Raw genomic sequence first — 19519 nt, forward strand, 5'->3', positions numbered from 1 at the left:
AGGCCTTCATGCACCCTGTCAGCCGCCGCACGCTCATTCTCGGAACCACTGCCGGTGGTGTCGCCGCCTGGGCCGGTCTGCCGGCCCTCTCGGCGTCCGCCGATCCACTCGTCTACGACTCGCCCGAAGCCTTCGACGTCGCGCAGGCGGGCTATCTGGCATCCGACCCGCAGGACAACGAGGCCGGTGTGTACGCCTGGGGCGAGTCCTACTTCCTGCTCAGCCTGCTGCGGATGTACGAGGCCTACCAGGACGTGCGCTACCTGCGGACGTTCGAGGACCGCGCCCACCACCTGATGAAGACCACCGATCACGCCCGTCACGTGACGGACTACGCCGGCCGGTCCGGCAAGGTCTGGCGTACGGCGGGCAACTACACCGCCGGGCACGGCGTCCTCGTCGACGGAGACGGCAACCCGGCGATCCAGCTCCGCTGGGCCGGCAGCAGATCGGCCGAGTCGACCGCCCAGGTCTCGAACGTTGCCAACGGCACCTTTGATCTCGTGCTCCGCAACCCGGCCACCACGACGGTCGTCACGTTGACCGGTGTCAGCCTCGACCCCGCCGCGCCGACGTACGTCGTGACTGCGGTCAACAACGCCTATACAGCCGGCTTGCGCTGGACCGCGGCCGATCTCCGCGCTACTCCGCCGGCGTCCGCGCCGACGCCGGCGACGATCACGTTCCAGCCGCAGTACTACGTCTTCGCCGTACACACCGGCATGATCGCGTTCCCGCTGGCGCGGTACGCCCGGATGGTGTTGCAGTCGCCGAAGCTCCGGTCGCGCCAGAAGTTCGCGCGGGAGGTCCTCGACGCGGCCACCGCGGCCGTGGCGTTTCACGACCCCGAGTGGGTCTCGCGCCCTGACGGGACCGGCGACTACGTGTGGCCGAAAGGGGCGCCGATCCCGTTCGACGGCACCATCCAGCCCTACAACCAGAGCCAGGGCATCGGCCAGGTGCTGGTCGAGCTCTTCCGGGTCACCAAGCAGCCGCGCTACAGGACCCGGGTCCAGCAGATGCTGAAGGCGTACCAGCCCGCGCTCCGGCTGGTCGACGGCGCATACGTGTGGACCTACTGGCCGCCGTACAGCGAGCTGTACTCCGGTTACCCGAAGACCGCGGGGATCTCGGAGTACACGCCCTCGTACCCGGCGTCCACGCAGATCGAGGACCTGAGTCACGCGGCGATCAGCACCGAGTTCGTCCACGCGGCGTACGACGCGGGGATCGACGGGGGAGCGGTCACGGACGTGATGGCCTTCGCCAAGACGTTCACGCAGAAGCTGATCCGGTCCGCGAACGAGGTCTGGTTCCGCGTCGACGGGACGGGCGACGCCGTACCGGCCAATGCGGTGCAGTGCGCACGATGGGGCGGGTACGCCGAACAGGATCTCCTGATCTACCAGCAGTCCCTGCGTGTGTACGACGCCGTACAGCTCGTGCCGGTGCAAGGCTCGCATGCATTGGGTATCGCGTACCTGAACTGGGCGAAGAACTCTGGTTGGAGGAACAAGTGAGACTGCTCCGGATCCACACCGACGACGGTCCGCGCGACGCCGTACTCGACGACGACGGCCGGGTCCGGCCGTTACCGGGTGCCGCCGAGCAGCCGTTCGACCTGGAGCGGCTGCGTGAGCGGGCGACGCTGGCCGAGTCGGCTGTGGACTTCGAGACGGTGAACCTCGCCGCGCCGCTGAGCCCGGGGAAGATCGTCTGCGTCGGCCTGAACTACGCCGACCACGCGGCCGAGGGCGGGCAGGAGGCGCCGGCCGAGCCGATCCTGTTCATGAAGGCACCCGACACGGTGGTCGGTGCGCACGACGACGTGATCGTTCCGCGCGGCAGCGAGAAGACCGACTGGGAGGTCGAGCTCGGTGTGGTGATCGGCCGCACCGCGTCGTACCTCGCCGATGAAGCCGAGGCGCTGGACCACATCGCCGGGTACGTGCTCGCCAACGACGTGTCCGAGCGGCACTTCCAGCTCGAGCGCGGAGGCCAATGGGACAAGGGGAAGAACTCGGCGACGTTCTGCCCGCTCGGCCCGTGGATCCTGACCGCCGACGAGGTGCCGGATCCGCAGGCGATCAAGCTCGGGCTGGATGTCAACGGCGAGACGATGCAGGACAGCTCGACGGCCGAGATGATCTTCGGCGTCGCACACCTGGTCCACTACATCTCGCAGTTCATGACGCTGTACCCCGGCGACGTGATCAGCACCGGTACGCCGGCCGGCGTCGGCGCGGGTCAGAAGCCGCCGCGGTTCCTCCGCGCTGGCGACGTACTCCGGACCTGGGCCGACGGCCTGGGCGAACAGCACAACCGGCTTCGTTAGCTCCGCAACGCGGCGGCGATCGAGTCCGCGATCGGTGTGGTGGGACGACCGATCAGCCGGGCGAGGTCGCCGCCGCGGCCGGCCAGCAGACCGCGTTCGATGGCCGCGTCGACACCGGCGAACAGCTGCGCCACCGGCTCGGGGAGACCGGCGCCGACCAGCACCTGCACGTGGTCCGCGGTCGACAGGTTGTTGTAGGCAACGTCCTTCCCGGACTGCTTCGCCAGCTCGGCGGCGTACTCGGTCAGCGTCCACGAGGTGTCGCCGTTCAGCTCGTACGCCTTCTTCTCATGTCCGTCCCCGGTCAGCACGACGGCCGCCGCGGTCGCGTAGTCCCGGCGCGCCGCCGTCCCGATCCGGCCGTCGCCGGCGCTGCCGACGACACCGTTCGCCAGCTGTACCGGGATCTGGTCGGTGTAGACCTCGTTGTACCAGCCGTTGCGCAGGAACGTGTACGGCAGCCCCGAGTCGAGGATCGCCTGCTCGGTCGCACGGTGATCGGCGGCCAGGTCGAAGTCGGCCTCGGGTCCGCCGAGCGCGCCGGTGTACGCGATCCGCGCGACGCCGGCGTCCTTCGCGATCGCGATGATCGACTTGTGCTGGTCCAGGCGGTTCGGCTCGAGGCCGGAGATCAGCAGGACGGTGTCCCCGGCGCCGAACGCCTTCGCCAGCGCGGCCGGGTCGTTGTAGTCGGCGATCCGGACCTCGACGCCCCGGTCCGCGATCGGGGCGGCCTTCTCGGCGTTCCGCGCGACCGCGACGACCTGGTCGGCGGGGACCCGCTGCAGCAGCTCGTCGATGACGAGGTTGCCCAGGTGACCGGTTGCTGCGGTGACGACGATGCTCATCTGTACTCCTAGTCGTTGGTCTCTGTCACCGACAGTAGACAGGATGTGCGAGCGGATCTATGTCCATCGAGCGCTGATTTATGTCTCATCGTCTTGATCGCCGCGCGTATGATGGCGGACATGGATGTGCTCGCGGATGTCGTCGGCGCGATGAAGACCGGCCCGGCCACGTCCGGGCGGACCGACGTCCGTGGTCCGTGGGGCCTGCGGTTCGTGCATTCGTTCGGCGCCACCTTCCACCTGATCCTGCAAGGTACGGCGTGGTTGCTGCCGCCGGACGGTGACCCGATCCCGCTCGGACCGGGCGATGCCGTCCTGCTTCCGCGTGGTCTCGACCACGCGCTCGTCGACCACCCCGACTCGCCGACGGTCGCGTTCGACCCGACCGTCGAGGGGCCGCCGCAAGGTCAGGGCGCCCGCGCGCTGCTGCTGTGCGGCACCTATCGCCTCGATCGCGAGCGCCCGCATCCGGTGCTGACCAAGCTGCCCGACGTGGTCGTCGTACCGGCGGACCCGGGCCGCCACCGTTCGTTGCATACGGCAATCAGCATCCTCGGCGAGGAGCTCGACGCGCAGCGGCCCGGCTCCGCGGCCGTCGTACCTGCGCTGGTCGACGCGTTGCTCGTGCTGATCCTGAGGGCCTGGCTCGAGGACCACGACTGCCCGACGGAAGGCTGGGCCCAGGCGCTCACCGACCCCTCGGTCGTGCAGGCCCTGGAGCTGATCCACGAGAAGCCCGGCGCTGCATGGACAGTTGCCGAGCTGGCTGCCGGCGTCGGGTTGTCGCGAGCCGCCTTTGCGCGCCGGTTCACCGAGGCCGTCGGCGAGCCCCCGCTCACCTACTTGTCGCGGTGGCGGATGACGACCGCGGCGCGGCTGCTGCGCGATCACGATCGTCCGCTCGCGACGGTCGCGAAGGAGATCGGCTACACGTCGGAGTTCGCGTTCGCGAAGGCGTTCAAGCGCGACTTCGGCGTACCGCCGGGGACCTACCGCAAGCAGCTCACGCCGGCCTGAGCGTCAGATCTTCAGGGCGCAAGGTCGCGACCAGTTCGCCGCGGCTGCGCACGCCGACCTTGGCGAACGCCGACTTCAGGTGGTCCTGGATCGTGTGCGGCGAGATCGACAGCCGGTCGGCGATCTCGGTCGTCGTGTGCCCGGAGATGACCTCCAGGCAGATTTCCCGCTCCCGCGTGGTCAGGCCGTACGCCGCCAGCAGCATCCCGACCAGGTGATGACCGGACGCGGGCTCGATCGTCACCACGACTTCGTCGTCACTGTCCCCGAGCAATCGGCTGCCCTGCAACACGACCCATCCACCCGACGTCGTCTGCACCCGTGCCTGGAACGTCCCGCCCGCTCCCGCGCGGGTGCCGGTGACGACCGCCCGTAGCAGGACGTCGAACCGCCCCGGCGCGATCTCGTTCAGCTCGTCCTGCCAGGTCCGCGCGGCCGCGGTGATCGCGCGGGGTTCGCCGTTCGGGCCGGTGACGACGATCGACGGGCCGACCCCTCCGCGGTACCCGTGCGCATCGGTCCGTACGGCGACCCGCGTCGCCGCACCGATCACCGGCGCCACCGACCCGAGGAACTCGACCTCTCGATCGCTGAAGTCCGGCCCGCTCCGGACGAACCCGGCCGCGCCCCAGCAGTCCCCGTCGACGGTGAACGTGGTCCGCACCTCGTGCTCGATCCCGAGCGGCCGCCACACCTCGTTCAACCGCCGGTGCCCGACCACCTCGCGGTAGGGCAGGTCGGACATCCGCGCGACCCGGCGATCACTCCGGGCCAGTTCGGCGAACGAGTTCGGCACACTTCCGGCGTACTCCGTCTCGGCCAGCGTCGGCTCGTACTCCGAGGGGATCCGCGCCTGCCCGCTGGTCATCGAACTGATCACGAGTGTGGCCGGATCCAGGCCGGCCCAGCAGGTCAGCTCACTGCCGACGACCTGCTCGACCACCTCGATCGCAGCCGCGTGCAGCTCGGCGACGCCCATCCCTGACGTCGCCAGTGCCGCGATGTCCCGGCGTGCGGTCCGCGCCCGGCCCTCCCACATGCGCCCAGTATGCGCCGCCGTACCGAGGCCGACTATCCCGGAAATGTGGGGATTCCGGCCGGGTCTCGAGCCCAGTCGCACGGGATTCCGGCCGGCTCGGTCGATTCCTACCGTCGGCGTCATGAACGAGTCAGTGCATCTGAGCAACGCCGGCAGCGGGGTCGAGTACACCGCTCCGGATGCGACCGTGACCGTCAAGATCGGCGCCGAGCACACCGCCGGGCAGTACGAGCTCTTCGAGATCGACGCTCCCCGCGGTGACGCGACGCCGCCGCACAGCGAGTCCTGGAGCAAGGCGTTCTACGTGCTGCAGGGCCGGATCCTCGTCCAGGCAGGCGATCAGGGCTACGATCTCGGCCCGGGTTCGTCGATCAGCATCCCGGCCGGCACGCTGAACACCTTCTCGGTGCTCAGCCCGTCGGCGAAGTTCCTCACCGTCAGCCAGTCCGGCCGGATGGGCGCCTTCTTCGCGGAACTCGCCACCGCCGACCCGACCGATTACGCGGCTCTGGGCGAGGTTTCCGCCCGGCATGGGGTCTCGCTCGGATGAGTACGGCGGCGCAGGTCCTGGCGATCGTCATCGCGGTGATGCTCACCGTGGTGTTCGTGATGGAGTCGATCCTCTACAGGCATCCGAAGTTGTATCCGCTGTTCCTCACCAAGCCGACCGACTTCGACGCGGTCCGGCTGTGGACCGTGAACGTGGGCTGGTACAACCTGACCACCGCGGCCGCGCTGGTGATCGGCGTCGTCCTCGCGGCGAACGGGCGTGAGTCGGCGGGCACTGCGCTGGTGACGTTCACCGCGGCGCAGCACACGTTCCTGGCCGTCGTGCTGGTCGTGTCCGAGCGCCGGTTGTGGTTCAACGCGCTCCTGGAAGGCATTCCTGCCGCGGTTTTGCTCATCCTCACGCTGTAGGAAAGTTACGAACTCTGCGCAATCATGGGCATGAAACACCGCACACACTCAAGGTTCCCGGATGGTCACCCAGCGTTCGACCATTCCGGGGCCTGCCGCCCTGAGTACCCGTGAAGGTGAGGCTCATGAGCCCAATCAGTCGCAGGACCCTTGTTCTCGGCGGACTCGCCGCGGCTGGTGCCGGCGCCCTCCCGGCTGCCGCCCAGTCGTCAGTGATCACCGCTACCGCCGCCGTCCCGTACCCGTTCCAGCTCGGTATCGCCTCCGGTGAGCCCGACGCCGGCAGCGTCGTGCTGTGGACCCGCCTGGCCCCGTCGCCGACGAACGCCGACGGCCAGGGCGGGATGGCGAACGCCGACGTCGCCGTGGACTGGCAGGTGTCGACCACCGACACCTTCAGCACGCTCGTCGCGTCCGGCACCGTCACCGCCACGTACGCCGCCGCGCACTCGGTGCACGCCATCGCCGGCGGCCTCAACCCGGACTCCGACTACTTCTATCGATTCCGCGCCCAGGGCCACGTCTCGCCCGTCGGCCGGACCCGCACCACCCCGGCTGTCGGCACCGCCGGACGCAATCTGGTGATGGCGTTCACCTCCTGCTCGCACTACGAGGAGGGCTACTTCACCGTCTACCGCCGGATGGCCGAGGAGAACCCGGGCGTCATCCTGCACCTCGGCGACTACATCTACGAATACGGTCCGACCACGGGTCGCCCGCGACTCCACCTCGGCAACGAGATCGTGTCGCTCGCGGACTACCGGCGCCGGTATGCGCAGTACAAGACGGACCCGGACTTGCAGGCTGCGCACGCGGTCGCGCCGTGGATCGTCGTACCGGACGACCATGAGGTGGAGAACAACTACGCAGGCACAGTGCGGGAGAACAACACTCCGGCGCTGACTGCGGCGCAGTGGACCGCGCGGCGTTCTGCGGCGTACCAGGCGTACTACGAGAACATGCCGCTGCGGCCTGCGCAGGTGAACAGCGGGAACAGCATCCAGCTGTACAGGCGACTGCGGTGGGGGAGTCTGGCGACGTTCCACATGCTCGACACGCGCCAGTACCGCAACGACCAGGCGTGTGGCGACGGGTGGCAGCTGTGCTCGGACGCGGATCTGGCCAGCCGCAGTCTGCCCGGCAACCCGCAGGAGTCCTGGCTGCTTGACGGTCTGGGGCAGCACCTCGGGACGTGGGACATCATCGGCCAGCAGGTGTTCTTCGCCCGCCGGTTCAACTCGACCGGCGCCAGCATGGACTCGTGGGACGGTTACCGCGCTTCGCGGGCCCGGATCCAGCAGGGCTGGGTGGATCGGTCCGTCCGCAATCCCGTCGTACTCACCGGAGATGTGCACCGGGCGTGGGCCAACGACCTCAAGGCCGACTACAACAACGCCAACTCGGCGACGATCGGCACCGAGCTCGTCACCAGCTCCGTCACCTCGAGCGGCGACGGTGACGGGGCCACCACGGTCCCCGACGTCGGTACTAATCCGTGGCTGAAGTTCTACAACAATCGGCGCGGCTACATCCGCGCGACCGTCAGCCCCACTGAGATGCGGGCCGACTTCCGCAACGTGGCAAAGGTGTCCGAGCACGGTGCCGCGGCAGCGACGGTGAAGTCGTTCGTCATCGAAGAGGGCCGGCCCGGATTGCAGGCGGTGTGACCTATGAAGAAGATGCTTGCTATTGGTGTGCTTGCGACCGCTGCGCTGATCGCGACGGCTGCACCCGCTGATGCCCATGTCGCCACGCCGACCTGGGTCACGGCGAACAGCGTGTCCACCGGTGACCAGGACAACGCGTCCGTGGCGATCAACCGGAACGGGTACGTCGCCGTGGCCTGGGAGGACGACCGCGACACCGACAACGCGACCGACAACGTCCACAGCGACATCTGGGTGCGGCTGTTCCACAACGGCACTGCTGTGTACGAGAAGAAGCTCTCCGCCGGTGGCGACAGCGGAGTGACCAACTGGAGGCACTTGCACCCGGACGTCGGCCTGGACGACAAGGGCAACGCGGTCGTCGTGTGGCAGGACGACCCGGACGGCAACGGGTACTACAACATCCCGTACCGCGTCCTGAACACCGCCGGCACCGTGACGGCATCGGGCAATGCCAACACCAGTGCCACCGGTCAGCAGATCAACCCGCGCGTCGCTGTCGACCCGGACGGCGCACCGTCCACTGCTGCGGTCGCGTTCACCGTTGCGTGGGAGGACATCCAGACCGGTACGCCGGCCACTGTGAAGGCAGCCGGCTTCACCGGACCGACTACGCGCGCCTGGGAGGTCACCGCCTCGCAGACGACCGGCCAGCACCACAACCCGGACGTAGCGGTCTCGGCGTCCGGCGACGCGGTAGTCGTCTGGGACGAGGACGGCGACGCCAACGGTGACTACAACATCGGACTGATCCGTCTGGGTCGGACCAACGGCGCAGCCACCCTGTCTCGCCGGGTCGCCAACGCGACGACCGTAGGCCAGCAGACGTTTGCAGCCGTCGCTGCCAACTTCAACGGCGACTTCGCGGTCGCCTGGCAATCCGGTACGACGCTCAGCACGCGCTCGTTCGACTCGACCGGCGCCGCGCGGTACGCCGACGTACAGGTCGCAGCCGCCGGGATCGCACCGTCGATCGGGATCGACGACCAGGCGCAGACCGTGGTGGGCTGGACGGTCCAGGCCACTGACCTCGATGTGTGGATCCGCGGCTTCGGCACGGACGGCACGGACACCGGCCGGCTGTCGTCGCAGCAGCTCAGTTCCGCAACGGCTGGTCGGCAGGAGCAGATGTCGGTCGCGGTCTCGCCGTACGCCGAGGTTGCGGTCGCCTACACCGACGACAACGACGGCAACACGTACGACCAGGTCATCCTCGGCACCGGGATCTCCAACAACAGCTGGTGATTCAGCTGACCGAGAACCAGAGGATCGCGGCGAGCACCAGCTCGACCCAGAAGTAGAACCAGATCGGATAGAAGGCGGCCGGCCGGTCGAACACCCGCCCGACCAACCGGCCGGCCGCCATCCCCGCCAGCGCAACGGCGACGGCGATCACTGCCCCGCGGCGGATCCCGTCGTCCAGTAGTGCAACGACGAGCACTCCGGCGACGGCCACTCCGAACCCGCCGTACACAGCGCGGACTTCGCTGCGTGCGTGCGGCCCGCTGATCTGGATCCCGAAGGGCCGCGCCAGTGCGGCGGGTGCCGCGAGTCCGTAGATTCCCATGCCGGCGAAGAAGACAGCGACGACGATGATCCCGATCACTTGCCGAAGGCTACTTCGTGGACGGGGTGATCGTGCTGAGGACGGCATTGGCCGACGTCACGACTTCGAGGCTGGTGATGTCTTGCAGGGGGATGGACGTGCTGGCCGGGACCTGCGCCTGATGGCTGCCGTTCACGGCCCACCAGCCGGCGGTCTCGGTTGCTCCGTCGCGGCCGTGGACGACCAGCATGCAGTGTTCGTACGGCTGCAGGTCTTTCAGCCGGAGTTGGATGTCGGTACCCCAACCGCGGCTTGTCAGCTTGGCTGTGGTGTCGATACCGCCGACGCCGTCCGTCGCTGTCCAGGTAGCCGATGCGGGCGCCGACAGCAAACCCCAGCCGAGGACGCCACTGACCATGGCAGCGGATGCGGCTGCCAGCATCCAGCGCCGCGGACGCTTCTTCTTGGTGAGCGTGAGCGGTGCGGGCTCCGGCTGATCCGTCTCGACCTCCTCGACCGGTACGGCGTGCAACAGGCCCGGAAGGTGCGCGAACTGCAGCAGCGTCTCGCGACAGGTCTCGCAGGTCGCGATGTGCTCCTCGGTCGCGCGTCGTTCGGACGCCTCCAGCGCCCCGAGGACATAGGCGCCGATCGACATCGTCTCCGGGCACGTCATGAGCCGGTCACCCCTCGTTCCTCCAGTGCCGCGCGAAGTGCGTGCAACGCGTAGTAGCTCCGCGACTTCACCGTCCCCGGCGGTACGCCGAGCACCACCGCCGCCTCGTTGACGGTCCGCCGCTTGTAGAACAGCTCGACGATGACCTGCCGGTGGTCATGGCTCAGTCCGCGCATGACCTCGATCACCTGCCAGACCTGCAGCACGTGGTCGATGTCGTCCCCGAGCGCCGCGAACTCACGGTCGTCGATCGGTACTTCGGTCACCCGAGCGGCCCGTTTGCGGTGACCGGAGATCACCAGGTTCCGCGCGACCGTGAACAGCCAGCGGCCGGCTTGGTCCGGATCCAGCTCCGCCGCGTGCGTCCAGGCCCGCGTCATCGTCTCCTGCACGATGTCCTCGGCGTACTGCCGGTCGCCGCCCACCGAGCGCAGGACATAGCCGTAGAGCGGCCGCCGGTACCTGTCGTACAACGCGCGGATCACCGTGTCGTCATCCACACCTCAGAACTACGCAGCGGAGCGATAGAAGGTTCAACTGAACCGGTCGCGCATCTCCCGCGTATCTGCCGGTGAAAGGAGATACCGATGAAAACGACAGTATTGTTGCTCGGAGCAACCGTGGCGGCGGTGGGAACGCTGGCTGCCTGCGGGGGCGGGTCCAGCACACAATCGACCACAGGTGGGGCCGCGGCAGGGGCCGCGGTGTCGGTCCAGAACGTGAGCGGAGTCGGTCAGACGCTGGTCGACTCGTCCGGCAAGACGCTGTACTTCGCCGACCAGGAGGCCGGCGGGACGATCAAGTGCACCGCCAACTGCCTGAGCTTCTGGATGCCGGCCACCGGAACCGCCGCCGACGCGAAGTCGGTGACCGGTCTGGGCGTGATCAAGCGCTCCGACACCGGCGCGGACCAGCTCACCTTCCAGGGCAAACCGCTCTACACCTTCAAACTCGACACCGGCGCCGGCAAGGCCCAGGGCAACAACGTGACCGACTCATTCTCCGGCATGAGCTTCACCTGGCACGCCGCAACCACCACCGCGGCCGCAGCCCCCACCCAACCCCCGTCCAGCTCATCCGGCGGCGGTTACGGCTACTGACGCCCGCACGCCGCAGTGAGCCACCCGCGGGCGACGGTATCGGCTTACTTGCGGGGTACGAGCTTGATGACTGGGAGTTCTCGGTCGGTTTTGACCTGGTACTCCGCGAATCGTGGCGCGGCGGCTGTGATCTGCGCCCAGGCCTCTGCTCGCTCGGCGCCGTGGAGCTGCTCGGCGTGGACCTCGAGGGTCTCGCCGTCGACGTCGATCAGGACGTCGGGGTGGGCCGCGAGGTTGTAGTACCAGGCCGGGTTCCCGGGAGCGCCGGCCGCGGAGGCGACGATCAAGCGGCTGCCGTCCGCGCCCGGGAACCAGCCGACCGGCGTGCGCCGCTCCTCGCCGGACTTCCGCCCGATCGTCCGCAGGACCAATGCGTCGAAGCCCATGAACTTGCCGCCGCGGCCGATCCGCCGAGCCATCAGACGGTTCATCCAGCGCAGCACGCGCCCCTTCGGCTGCCGCGCGCCGCGGGTGCCGGTCTTCGTGTCGAAACTCATCGCGAACCCATTTCGTCGTGCACCGTGCGCGTCGTGCTCACGGTGTCGTCGTACCCGAAGGGCTTGCCCTCGAGGTTGAAGCTCCAGGAGGTGGTCGGCCTGATCCGCAGGTAGTTGCCCGGGCCGAAGCGCCCGTTGTGCTCGACCAGCTCCGCCTCGCCGTAGATGCGCAGGTAACGAGGGATCCACGGATCGGTCGACGGGAGGTCGTCGAGGATCACGGCGACCTTGGTGTTGCCGGCCCGCACGTTGCGGAACTTCCGGGTGCGCACCGGGTCGATGCCGCCGATGTAGAGGTGCGTGCCGTCGTACTCGAATCCCACCGGTACGGCGTCCGGCTGCCCGTCGGCGCCGACCGTCGCGATCCGTGCGATGCGCTGGGACCGCAGGTACTCGAGCTCCTCGTCGCTGAAGGACATCGGTCCTCCTCGATAGTTAATGGCATTTACTGTATGCATCATTAACTATACATGCCCTGTACCGTGGAGCTGTGAGTGAGACGGAGGTCGCCCCGGCGGCCGTCCGCACGGGTTCGCTGCACAGCGTCGACCTGGCGGCCGGCGAGATGGATGCTGCCGCGGGGCTGATCCAGCTGACGTCGCTGGTGCAAGGCATCTACGCGCGCGTGTCCGAACGGCACGATCTGACGCCGGTGCAGGCCAAGCTGCTGTGCGTGCTGCTGGGCGGTCCGCGCGGGATGGCCGAGCTGGCTGCCTGTTTCGGTGTCGAGAAGGCGGCGCTGACCGGGCTGATGGATCGGGCCGAGAAGCGCGGGCTGGCGGAGCGTTCCCCGGTCCCCGGCAATCGTCGCGCTCTGCAGGTCAACCTCACCGACGCCGGTCGCCGGGCCGCGACGGCCTTCCATGCGGAGGTCGGCGAGGCGCTGAACGGCCTGATGGCGGACCTGAGCCCGGCCGATCGCGAGCAGTTCCGGGCCACCATGGCCGCCATCGTCACCAGCTGCCGCAGCGGCAACGGCCCCTGCTGACCGTCCACCCGCTGAACCGGCCGTCCCCGGCGGATAGCGATTTCCTATACGATCGCCGCGTGTCCAAGCCGTTGAGTACCTGAGATGTCCGCCGTCGTCGGTGCCTTCGGCGCGCTGGTCGCGGTCGCCGTGCTCGGGTACGTCGTCGGCCTCTTCGGCGTACTGCGTTCGCAGGACGAGCTCGTGCTGTCGCGGCTGGCGTTCTTCGTCGCGACGCCGGCGCTGCTGTTCACGACGGTCGCGCGGGCAGACCTCCGGGCGATCTTCTCGGTCGTCCTGGTCACCAATCTGCTGAGTCTGTTCGTGGTCCAGGTGGTGTTCGTCGTCGTCGCAGCGGCGATCTGGCGGCGCACGCGGTCCGAAACGACGATCGGTGTGCTCGCGTCGTCGTACGTGAACGCCGGGAACCTCGGCGTGCCGGTGGCGGCGTACGTGCTGGGGAACGGTGCGTTGGTCGCACCAATCGTGTTGTTCCAGGTCGTGGTGATGGCGCCGATCGCGTTCGCGATCCTCGACCACGATCGGCAGGGGAGCGGGCGGCGGGTGTCGCTGCGGACGATGCTGACCCGACCGCTCCGCAATCCGCTGACGGTGGCGTCGTTGCTCGGGCTGGTGTTCTCGCTGCTGGGCGTGCGGTTGCCGGAGGTCGTGATGCGGCCGATCGACCTGGTCGCCGCGGCGGCTGTGCCGGTCGCCTTGATCGCTTACGGGTTGAGCCTCAGCGCGGGGACGAAGGATTCGATCACCTTGCGGCGGGACGTCGTACTTGCCGTAGCTCTCAAGACCTTCGCCCAGCCCTTGGTCGCGTACATCATTGCCCGCTGGGTCCTGGACCTCCACGGCCCCGCCCTGCTGGCCCCGACGCTGCTGGCCGCACTGCCGACCGCCCAGAACGTGTACGTCTATGCCGTCCAGTACAGGGCGAGCCGAACACTTGCCCGCAGCGCAGTCCTGCTCAGCACGCTGCTGTCGATCCCGGTGATGATCCTGATCGCGGGTCTGCTGGCCTAGCGCATGGCCTTGAAGGCTTCCTCGGCGACCGGCTCGACCTGGTCGACGTTGACGCCTTCGTTCGCGGACTGGGCGATGACCGTGAGCGTGTTCGAGCCGCGGTAGCACTGGGTCGGCAGGTTGCCGGACGACTCGACGCAGGTGGAGCTGCCGATCTTCTTGATCTTGTCCGGGGTCGCGCCGGAGTCGGCGACGGTCTTGTCGATGTCGACCTTGCCGCGGAGCGCGATGATCACGAACATCCGGTTGCCGTCGATGGTCCCGTACGCCTCGACCGTCGCCTGCTTGCCGTTGTTGATCCGGCTCAGCGCCTCGCGGGTCTGGTCCAGCTGGAGCTGGTCGCGGATGTTCTTGTCGGTGATCCGATCGAGCCCGGCCAGCTTCGCCGGCGGGGTGATCCCGCGTTCGGTGTTCAGCCGGTTGAGCGGGCCGAGACCCCAGATGTAGCCGAGCAAGGCCAGAGCGATCAGTACGACGAGCGCCGCGACGACCGTCACCCACGGGCCGCGGACCTTGATCCGCCGCCACCACTTCTTCTTGGGCTCCGCGGTCTTGGGCTCCGCGGTCTTCAGCTGCTCGGTCTTCAGCTGCTCGGTCTTCGTCTGCTCGGTCTTCGTCTGCTCGGTCTTCGTCTGCTCGGTCTTCGTCTGCTCGGTCTTCGTCTGCTCGGTCTTCGGCTGCCCGGTTGCGGCGCCGGACTTTGTGTCCCCAGGGGTCTGCTCAGCTGGTTTCTCGGCACCAGCCGGGACGGCGGCCAGCTCGGCGGTGTCCGCGCCGGCGTCGGCCGTGGTGACGGCCTTCTCCGTCGGCGTCGGATCAGCCGGGTTGGTGGGGTCACTCATGGGTTGGCTCCTCGGACGTTCGGTCACGGGGTTCGGACCCGATGCTTCCACATCAGCACAAACCGGTCTCGCAGGGTAGTCGTTCCGCGACACGTGCCGGTGCCCGCCTCCAGCAGGAGGCGGGCACCGGGAACGTGCTCAGAGTGCGGCGACGACCTTGACCGCGTCGGAGTCGTCGGCGTGCCAGACGATCTCGCCGGTGATCCGGCCCGCGGCCCGCAGGTCCGGCTCGGCGCGCTCGGCCAGCTCCAGCCGCGCGGCCGGACCGGTGACCTCGACCTTGCTGACCTCGGTCTTCATCGAGACCTGCGCCTCGGACTTCGCTCCGCGGATCCCCGCGAGAACCTCCGAGACGGCGTCCAGAACCTCAGGCTCCTGCGCGGCGACCGCGAGATCGACATCCGGCTGCGGCCAGCTGGTCAGGTGGATCGAACCCTCCTGCCACCACGACCAGACCTCCTCGGTCGCGAACGGCAGGTACGGCGCAAGCAGCCGCAGCTGGACCGACAACGCAACAGCCAGCGCGGCCTTCGCGGAGGTCGCGGCGGCGTCGCCCTGACCGCCGTACGCCCGCTCCTTGACGAGCTCGACGTAGTCGTCGCAGAACGTCCAGAAGAACCGCTCGCTGATCTCGAGCGCGCCGGTGTAGTCGAACCGCTCGAAGGCCGCCGTGGCGTCCGCGACGACCGACCGCAGCTGCTGCAGCATCGCCAGGTCGACCGGCTCGGTGACGGCGGAAGCGTCGACCGTCGTCGCGCCGAAGCCGAGGACGAACTTCGATGCGTTCAGGACCTTGATCGCGAGTCGCCGGCCGACCTTCATCTGCGACTCGTCGAACGGCGAGTCCATCCCCGGCCGGGCCATCGCTGCCCGCCACCGGACCGCGTCCGCGCCGAACTTGTCCAGGATCTCGGTCGGGACGACCGCGTTGCCCTTGGACTTCGACATCTTCTTCCGGTCCGGGTCGACGACGAACCCGGAGATCATCGACCGCGCCCACGGCAGCGTGCCGTTCTCGAAGTGGGCCCGGACGACGCGGGAGAACAGCCAGGTGCGGATGATCTCGTGGGCGTGCGTGTTCAGGTCCATCGGGAAGGTACGCCGGAACAGGTCGTCGTCCCGCTCCCAGCCGCAGGCGATGTGCGGCGTGAGCGACGACGTCGCCCAGGTGTCCATCACATCGGGGTCGGCCTCGAACCCGCCCGGCTTGCCGCGCTGGGACTCGTCGTACCCCCGCGGTGCCTGGGAGGTCGGGTCGATCGGCAGCTCGGCCTCGGCCGGCATCAGCGGGTGTGCGTAGTCGGGCTCGCCGTCGGCGTCCAGCGGATACCAGACCGGGAACGGGACGCCGAAGTACCGCTGGCGGGAGATCAGCCAGTCGCCGTTCAGCCCCTCGACCCAGTTCAGGTAGCGGTGGCGCATGTGCTCGGGGACCCAGGCGAGCTCCTCGCCGCGCTCGATGAACTCCTGCTTGAGCGCGTCGTCGCGGCCGCCGTTGGTGATGTACCACTGCCGGGTGGAGACGATCTCGAGCGGCTTGTCGCCGTTCTCGTAGAAGTTCGCCATCCGCTCGGTGGGCTTCGGCTCGCCGTCCAGGTCGCCGCTCTCGCGCAGCTTCGCCACGATCAGCTCGCGGGCGCTGAAGACGGTCTTGCCGGCCAGCTCGCCGTACAGCTCGGCGGAGTCCTCGAGCCAGGCCGGGGTCTCGCGCAGGAACCGGCCGTCGCGGCCGATGACCGTGCGGACCGGCAGCTGCAGCTCGCGCCACCACTGGATGTCGGTCTGGTCGCCGAAGGTGCAGCACATCGCGATACCGGCGCCCTTGTCCATCTCGGCGGCCGGGTGAGACAGGACCGGGACCTCGACGCCGAACAGCGGCGACTTCACCGTCGTCCCGAACAGGTGCTTGTACCGCTCGTCGTCCGGGTGCGCGATCAGCGCGACGCAGGCCGGGATCAGCTCCGGGCGGGTGGTCTCGATGTAAATCGGGCCGTCGGCGCCGTGGAACGCGATCCGGTGGTAGGCGCCCGGATATGGCCGGGCCTCCATCTCGGCCTGCGCGACCGCGGTCTGGAACGTGACGTCCCAGACCGTCGGCGCCTCGGCCAGGTAGGCCTCGCCGCGGGCGAAGTTGCGCAGGAACGCGCGCTGCGACGTCCGCCGGGAGTCCTCGGAGATCGTCGTGTAGAGGTGCTCCCAGTCGACGCTCAGGCCGACCGTCCGCCACATCGACTCGAATGCCTGCTCGTCGATATGGGTGAGCTCGCCGCACAGGTCGACGAAGTTCTGCCGGGAGATCGGGAGCTGCTTCTTCGGGTCCGGCTTGGCCGGCGGGGTGAAGTCGGCGTCGTACGGCAGCGAGGGGTCGCACTTGACGCCGTAGTAGTTCTGGACCCGGCGCTCGGTCGGCAGGCCGTTGTCGTCCCAGCCGATCGGGTAGAAGACCTTCTTCCCGCGCATCCGCTGGAACCGGGCGACCAGGTCGGTGTGGGTGTAGCTGAAGATGTGCCCGACGTGCAGCGACCCGGAGACCGTCGGGGGAGGCGTGTCGATCGAGAACACGTCGGCCCGCTCGGCGGTGCGGTCGAAGGCGTAGGTCTGCTGCTCCTTCCATACGGCAGCCCACTTCTCCTCGAGGCCTTCGAGGGTGGGCTTGTCTGGAACGCGGGACGTCTGGCTCATGCGCACAATCGTAGTGGTTGTCAAGGGGTGCTCCGAACGCTTATCCACAGCCCCCACCTAGACTGAGCATCCTCATGAGCGACCTCTCTTACGCCGATGTGTCGGCCCTGCTCCAGGCGCGCTGGCCGGAGCACAAGATCGAGCCTTCCCTGGACCGGGTTCGGCGGCTCGTCGAGCTGCTCGGCGACCCCCAGAAGGCCTACCCCGTGGTGCACCTGACGGGGACCAACGGCAAGACGTCCACGGCCCGGATGATCGACACCCTGCTGCGCGAGGCGGGGCTGCGGACCGGCCGGTTCACCAGCCCGCACCTGGAGTCGGTGCGCGAGCGGATCACGCTGGACGGCGAGCCGATCAGCGAGGAGCGCTTCGTCGAGGCGTACGCCGAGATCGCGCCGTACCTCGACGTCGTGGACGCCGAGCAGGAGCACCCGCTGACGTTCTTCGAGGTGATGACCGCGATGGCGTACGCCGTCTTCGCGGACGCACCGGTCGACGTCGCGGTGATCGAGGTCGGCCTGGGCGGGTCCTGGGACTCGACCAACGTCGCCGACGGGACGGTCTCGGTGATCACGCCGATCGCGGTCGACCACGCGCACATCCTCGGCGCGGATCCGGTCACGATCGCCGGCGAGAAGGCCGGCATCATCAAGACCGGCGGTACGACGGTGATGTCGCAGCAGAGCCTGGAGGTCTTCGAGGTCCTGCTCCGCCGGGCCGCCGAGGTCGGTTCGCAGGTCGCCCGCGAGGGGATCGAGTTCGGCATCGTCAGCCGGACGCTCGCGGTCGGCGGCCAGGTCGTCTCGATCAAGGGCCTGGGCGCGGAGTACGACGAGCTGTACATCCCGCTGCACGGTGAGTACCAGGCGCACAACGCGGCCGCTGCCGTCGCCGCGGTCGAGGCGCTGCTCGGCGCCGGCCCGGAGTCGGAGGGCCGCGTCACCACCGAACTGCTGCAGGCCGGTTTCGCCAACGTGACCAGCCCGGGCCGGATGGAGGTCGTCCGGCAGAGCCCGACGGTCATCGTCGACGCCGCGCACAACCCGCACGGCGCCGAGGCGACCGCGGCGACGGTCTCGGAGGCGTTCCAGTTCGAGCCGCTGATCGGCGTCCTCGGCTGCATGAAGGACAAGGACGTGTACGGCGTCCTCGAGGCGTACGAGCCGATCATGGAAACGGTCGTCTGCACCCGGAACAGCTTCGTCGAGCGCTCGATGCCGGCCGAGGAGCTGGGCGAACTGGCGGCCGAGGTGTTCGGCGAGGAGCGGGTGCTGGTCCGGCCGCACCTGATCGACGCGATCGACGACGCCATCCGGCTGGCCGAGGAGAACGCGGTCGCGCTCGGCAGCGGCGGCGTACTGATCACCGGCTCGGTCATCACCGCAGGCGAGGCGCGCAGCCTGCTGGTCCGCAAGTCGAAGGCCGATCAGGAATGAGGTCGCTCGCGTCGATCGTGCTCGGGTTCGAGTCGATCGTGCTCGCGCTCGTCACGCCGGTGATGATCTCGGTCGCCGACGTCCGGCCCGCGGTCGCCGTACCGGTCTGCCTCGGGCTGGCGGTGCTCGCGATCCTCGCGGCAGGCCTGCTGCGCTACCAGCTCGGGTACGTCCTGGGCTCGGTGGTCCAGGTCGGCGCAGTCGGCCTCGGCTTCGTCGTCTCGGTGATGTTCGTCCTCGGCGCGGCGTTCGCGGCCTTCTGGGTCGCCGCGATCGTCCTCGGCCGCCGCATCGAGGAGGCCAAGAAGTCGCACGAGCAGTTAGGGGGTGTCTGATGGTTTCACGCCGGCGTGAAACCATGAGACACCCACTAGGCTCGGCCGCCCACCCTAGTTCGAGAGAGAGTTGACAGATGTCGCAGCGCACCCTGGTCCTGCTGAAGCCCGACACGGTCCGCCGCGGCCTGGTCGGTGAGGTGCTCGGCCGGTTCGAGGCCAAGGGGCTCCGGATCGTCGCGATGGACCTGCGCACGATCGACGGCGAGATGGCTGACCAGCACTACGCCGAGCACGTCGAGAAGGCCTTCTACCCGCCGCTGCGCGACTTCGTCACCAGCGGCCCGCTGGTCGCGATGGTGCTCGAGGGCGACGAGGCGATCGAGGTCATCCGCGCCCTGAACGGCGCCACCGACGGCCGCAAGGCCGCACCCGGGACCATCCGCGGCGACTTCTCGCTGTCCAACCGCGAGAACCTCGTGCACGGCTCCGACTCCGAGGAGTCCGCGAGCCGCGAGATAAAGATCTGGTTCCCCGACCTGCCCTGATCACAAGGCCGTTCGCGCCCGAGAGGCCAGTGCGGACGCCAGGTGAGTAAGCGGATACGATACGTGCCGGACGGACCGGTCGTGTCGGTCCACG

General features: G+C 68.6%; 22 protein-coding genes. 13 read left to right on the forward strand and 9 right to left on the reverse strand.

The window, feature by feature from the left end:
* Positions 1-8: 8 nt before the first annotated feature.
* Together OHA10_RS22770 and OHA10_RS22775 are read left to right on the forward strand one after the other, a co-directional pair.
* On the forward strand, positions 9-1520 hold the full coding sequence (locus OHA10_RS22770) for a hypothetical protein (RefSeq protein ID WP_371400780.1): 1512 nt from the start codon (positions 9-11) through the stop codon (positions 1518-1520).
* Positions 1517-2335 (forward strand): fumarylacetoacetate hydrolase family protein, encoded by an 819-nt coding sequence (locus OHA10_RS22775; protein WP_371400781.1) that lies wholly within the window; start codon positions 1517-1519, stop codon positions 2333-2335. The genes OHA10_RS22770 and OHA10_RS22775 overlap by 4 nt, the downstream gene beginning before the upstream one ends.
* Here the strand turns inward: OHA10_RS22775 and OHA10_RS22780 are convergent.
* Positions 2332-3183 carry an SDR family oxidoreductase gene (locus tag OHA10_RS22780; protein ID WP_371400782.1) on the reverse strand — a complete coding sequence of 284 codons (852 nt, stop codon included), beginning with the start codon at positions 3181-3183 and terminating at the stop codon, positions 2332-2334. The genes OHA10_RS22775 and OHA10_RS22780 overlap by 4 nt on opposite strands.
* Before the next feature lie 120 nt (positions 3184-3303).
* On the opposite strand from OHA10_RS22780, the gene OHA10_RS22785 reads away from it, so the two are divergent.
* Positions 3304-4200: an AraC family transcriptional regulator gene (locus OHA10_RS22785; RefSeq protein ID WP_371400783.1), complete on the forward strand. Its 897-nt coding sequence runs from the start codon at positions 3304-3306 to the stop codon at positions 4198-4200.
* On the opposite strand, the gene OHA10_RS22790 is transcribed toward OHA10_RS22785, so the two are convergent.
* The gene (locus tag OHA10_RS22790) at positions 4187-5239 is read right to left on the reverse strand and encodes a helix-turn-helix transcriptional regulator (protein WP_371400784.1); all 1053 of its coding nucleotides are present in this window, start codon (positions 5237-5239) and stop codon (positions 4187-4189) included. The two genes, OHA10_RS22785 and OHA10_RS22790, sit on opposite strands and share 14 nt — an antisense overlap.
* A gap of 121 nt (positions 5240-5360) precedes the next feature.
* On the opposite strand from OHA10_RS22790, the gene OHA10_RS22795 reads away from it, so the two are divergent.
* From OHA10_RS22795 to OHA10_RS22810, 4 genes are all read left to right on the forward strand, one after another.
* A complete protein-coding gene (locus tag OHA10_RS22795; protein ID WP_371400785.1) occupies positions 5361-5789 on the forward strand; it encodes a cupin domain-containing protein in 429 nt (142 codons plus the stop codon).
* Positions 5786-6157 (forward strand): DUF1304 family protein, encoded by a 372-nt coding sequence (locus tag OHA10_RS22800; RefSeq protein WP_371400786.1) that lies wholly within the window; start codon positions 5786-5788, stop codon positions 6155-6157. The genes OHA10_RS22795 and OHA10_RS22800 overlap by 4 nt, the downstream gene beginning before the upstream one ends.
* Before the next feature lie 125 nt (positions 6158-6282).
* Positions 6283-7824 carry an alkaline phosphatase gene (locus OHA10_RS22805; RefSeq protein ID WP_371400787.1) on the forward strand — a complete coding sequence of 514 codons (1542 nt, stop codon included), beginning with the start codon at positions 6283-6285 and terminating at the stop codon, positions 7822-7824.
* Positions 7825-7827: 3 nt separating this feature from the next.
* Complete coding sequence (locus OHA10_RS22810; RefSeq protein WP_371400788.1) at positions 7828-9069, forward strand: hypothetical protein; 1242 nt, start codon at positions 7828-7830, stop codon at positions 9067-9069.
* Between the two features lies 1 nt (position 9070).
* Here OHA10_RS22810 and OHA10_RS22815 read toward each other — a convergent pair whose 3' ends face one another.
* The 3 genes from OHA10_RS22815 to OHA10_RS22825 are packed head-to-tail and all read right to left on the reverse strand — an operon-like array spanning position 9071 to position 10546.
* On the reverse strand, positions 9071-9430 hold the full coding sequence (locus OHA10_RS22815) for a DUF4345 family protein (RefSeq protein WP_371400789.1): 360 nt from the start codon (positions 9428-9430) through the stop codon (positions 9071-9073).
* A gap of 10 nt (positions 9431-9440) precedes the next feature.
* Positions 9441-10046 (reverse strand): anti-sigma factor, encoded by a 606-nt coding sequence (locus OHA10_RS22820; protein WP_371400790.1) that lies wholly within the window; start codon positions 10044-10046, stop codon positions 9441-9443.
* Entirely contained in the window at positions 10043-10546 is a 504-nt protein-coding gene (locus OHA10_RS22825; RefSeq protein ID WP_371400791.1) for a sigma-70 family RNA polymerase sigma factor, read from the reverse strand. Before OHA10_RS22825 ends, OHA10_RS22820 begins: the two co-directional genes overlap by 4 nt.
* Positions 10547-10633: 87 nt before the next feature.
* Here OHA10_RS22825 and OHA10_RS22830 point away from each other — a divergent pair, with 87 nt between their 5' ends.
* Positions 10634-11146 carry a hypothetical protein gene (locus OHA10_RS22830; protein ID WP_371400792.1) on the forward strand — a complete coding sequence of 171 codons (513 nt, stop codon included), beginning with the start codon at positions 10634-10636 and terminating at the stop codon, positions 11144-11146.
* A 44-nt stretch (positions 11147-11190) separates the two neighbouring features.
* Here the strand turns inward: OHA10_RS22830 and OHA10_RS22835 are convergent, their stop codons facing one another.
* Together OHA10_RS22835 and OHA10_RS22840 are read right to left on the reverse strand one after the other, a co-directional pair.
* Positions 11191-11643, reverse strand: coding sequence for a nitroreductase/quinone reductase family protein (locus OHA10_RS22835; protein WP_371400793.1), 453 nt, complete (start codon positions 11641-11643; stop codon positions 11191-11193).
* Positions 11640-12062 carry a PPOX class F420-dependent oxidoreductase gene (locus tag OHA10_RS22840; RefSeq protein ID WP_371400794.1) on the reverse strand — a complete coding sequence of 141 codons (423 nt, stop codon included), beginning with the start codon at positions 12060-12062 and terminating at the stop codon, positions 11640-11642. Before OHA10_RS22840 ends, OHA10_RS22835 begins: the two co-directional genes overlap by 4 nt.
* A 71-nt stretch (positions 12063-12133) precedes the next feature.
* On the opposite strand from OHA10_RS22840, the gene OHA10_RS22845 reads away from it, so the two are divergent.
* Positions 12134-12631, forward strand: coding sequence for a MarR family winged helix-turn-helix transcriptional regulator (locus OHA10_RS22845; protein ID WP_371400795.1), 498 nt, complete (start codon positions 12134-12136; stop codon positions 12629-12631).
* Positions 12632-12715: 84 nt separating this feature from the next.
* Entirely contained in the window at positions 12716-13642 is a 927-nt protein-coding gene (locus tag OHA10_RS22850; protein ID WP_371400796.1) for an AEC family transporter, read from the forward strand.
* On the opposite strand, the gene OHA10_RS22855 is transcribed toward OHA10_RS22850, so the two are convergent.
* Together OHA10_RS22855 and valS are read right to left on the reverse strand one after the other, a co-directional pair.
* Entirely contained in the window at positions 13639-14484 is an 846-nt protein-coding gene (locus tag OHA10_RS22855) for a hypothetical protein (protein ID WP_371400797.1), read from the reverse strand. The two genes, OHA10_RS22850 and OHA10_RS22855, sit on opposite strands and share 4 nt — an antisense overlap.
* 138 nt (positions 14485-14622) lie before the next feature.
* On the reverse strand, positions 14623-17166 hold the full coding sequence (valS, locus tag OHA10_RS22860; RefSeq protein WP_371400798.1) for a valine--tRNA ligase: 2544 nt from the start codon (positions 17164-17166) through the stop codon (positions 14623-14625).
* Between the two features lie 74 nt (positions 17167-17240).
* Here valS and OHA10_RS22865 point away from each other — a divergent pair, with 74 nt between their 5' ends.
* The 3 genes from OHA10_RS22865 (at position 17241) to ndk (ending at position 19425) form a co-directional block, all read left to right on the forward strand.
* Positions 17241-18602 carry a folylpolyglutamate synthase/dihydrofolate synthase family protein gene (locus tag OHA10_RS22865; RefSeq protein WP_371400799.1) on the forward strand — a complete coding sequence of 454 codons (1362 nt, stop codon included), beginning with the start codon at positions 17241-17243 and terminating at the stop codon, positions 18600-18602.
* Positions 18599-18937: a DUF4233 domain-containing protein gene (locus OHA10_RS22870; RefSeq protein WP_371400800.1), complete on the forward strand. Its 339-nt coding sequence runs from the start codon at positions 18599-18601 to the stop codon at positions 18935-18937. The genes OHA10_RS22865 and OHA10_RS22870 overlap by 4 nt, the downstream gene beginning before the upstream one ends.
* Positions 18938-19014: 77 nt before the next feature.
* The gene (gene ndk, locus OHA10_RS22875; RefSeq protein WP_371400801.1) at positions 19015-19425 is read left to right on the forward strand and encodes a nucleoside-diphosphate kinase; all 411 of its coding nucleotides are present in this window, start codon (positions 19015-19017) and stop codon (positions 19423-19425) included.
* Positions 19426-19519: the final 94 nt, after the last annotated feature.

It is taken from the genome of Kribbella sp. NBC_00662, assembly GCF_041430295.1.
Taxonomy (GTDB): Bacteria; Actinomycetota; Actinomycetes; order Propionibacteriales; family Kribbellaceae; genus Kribbella.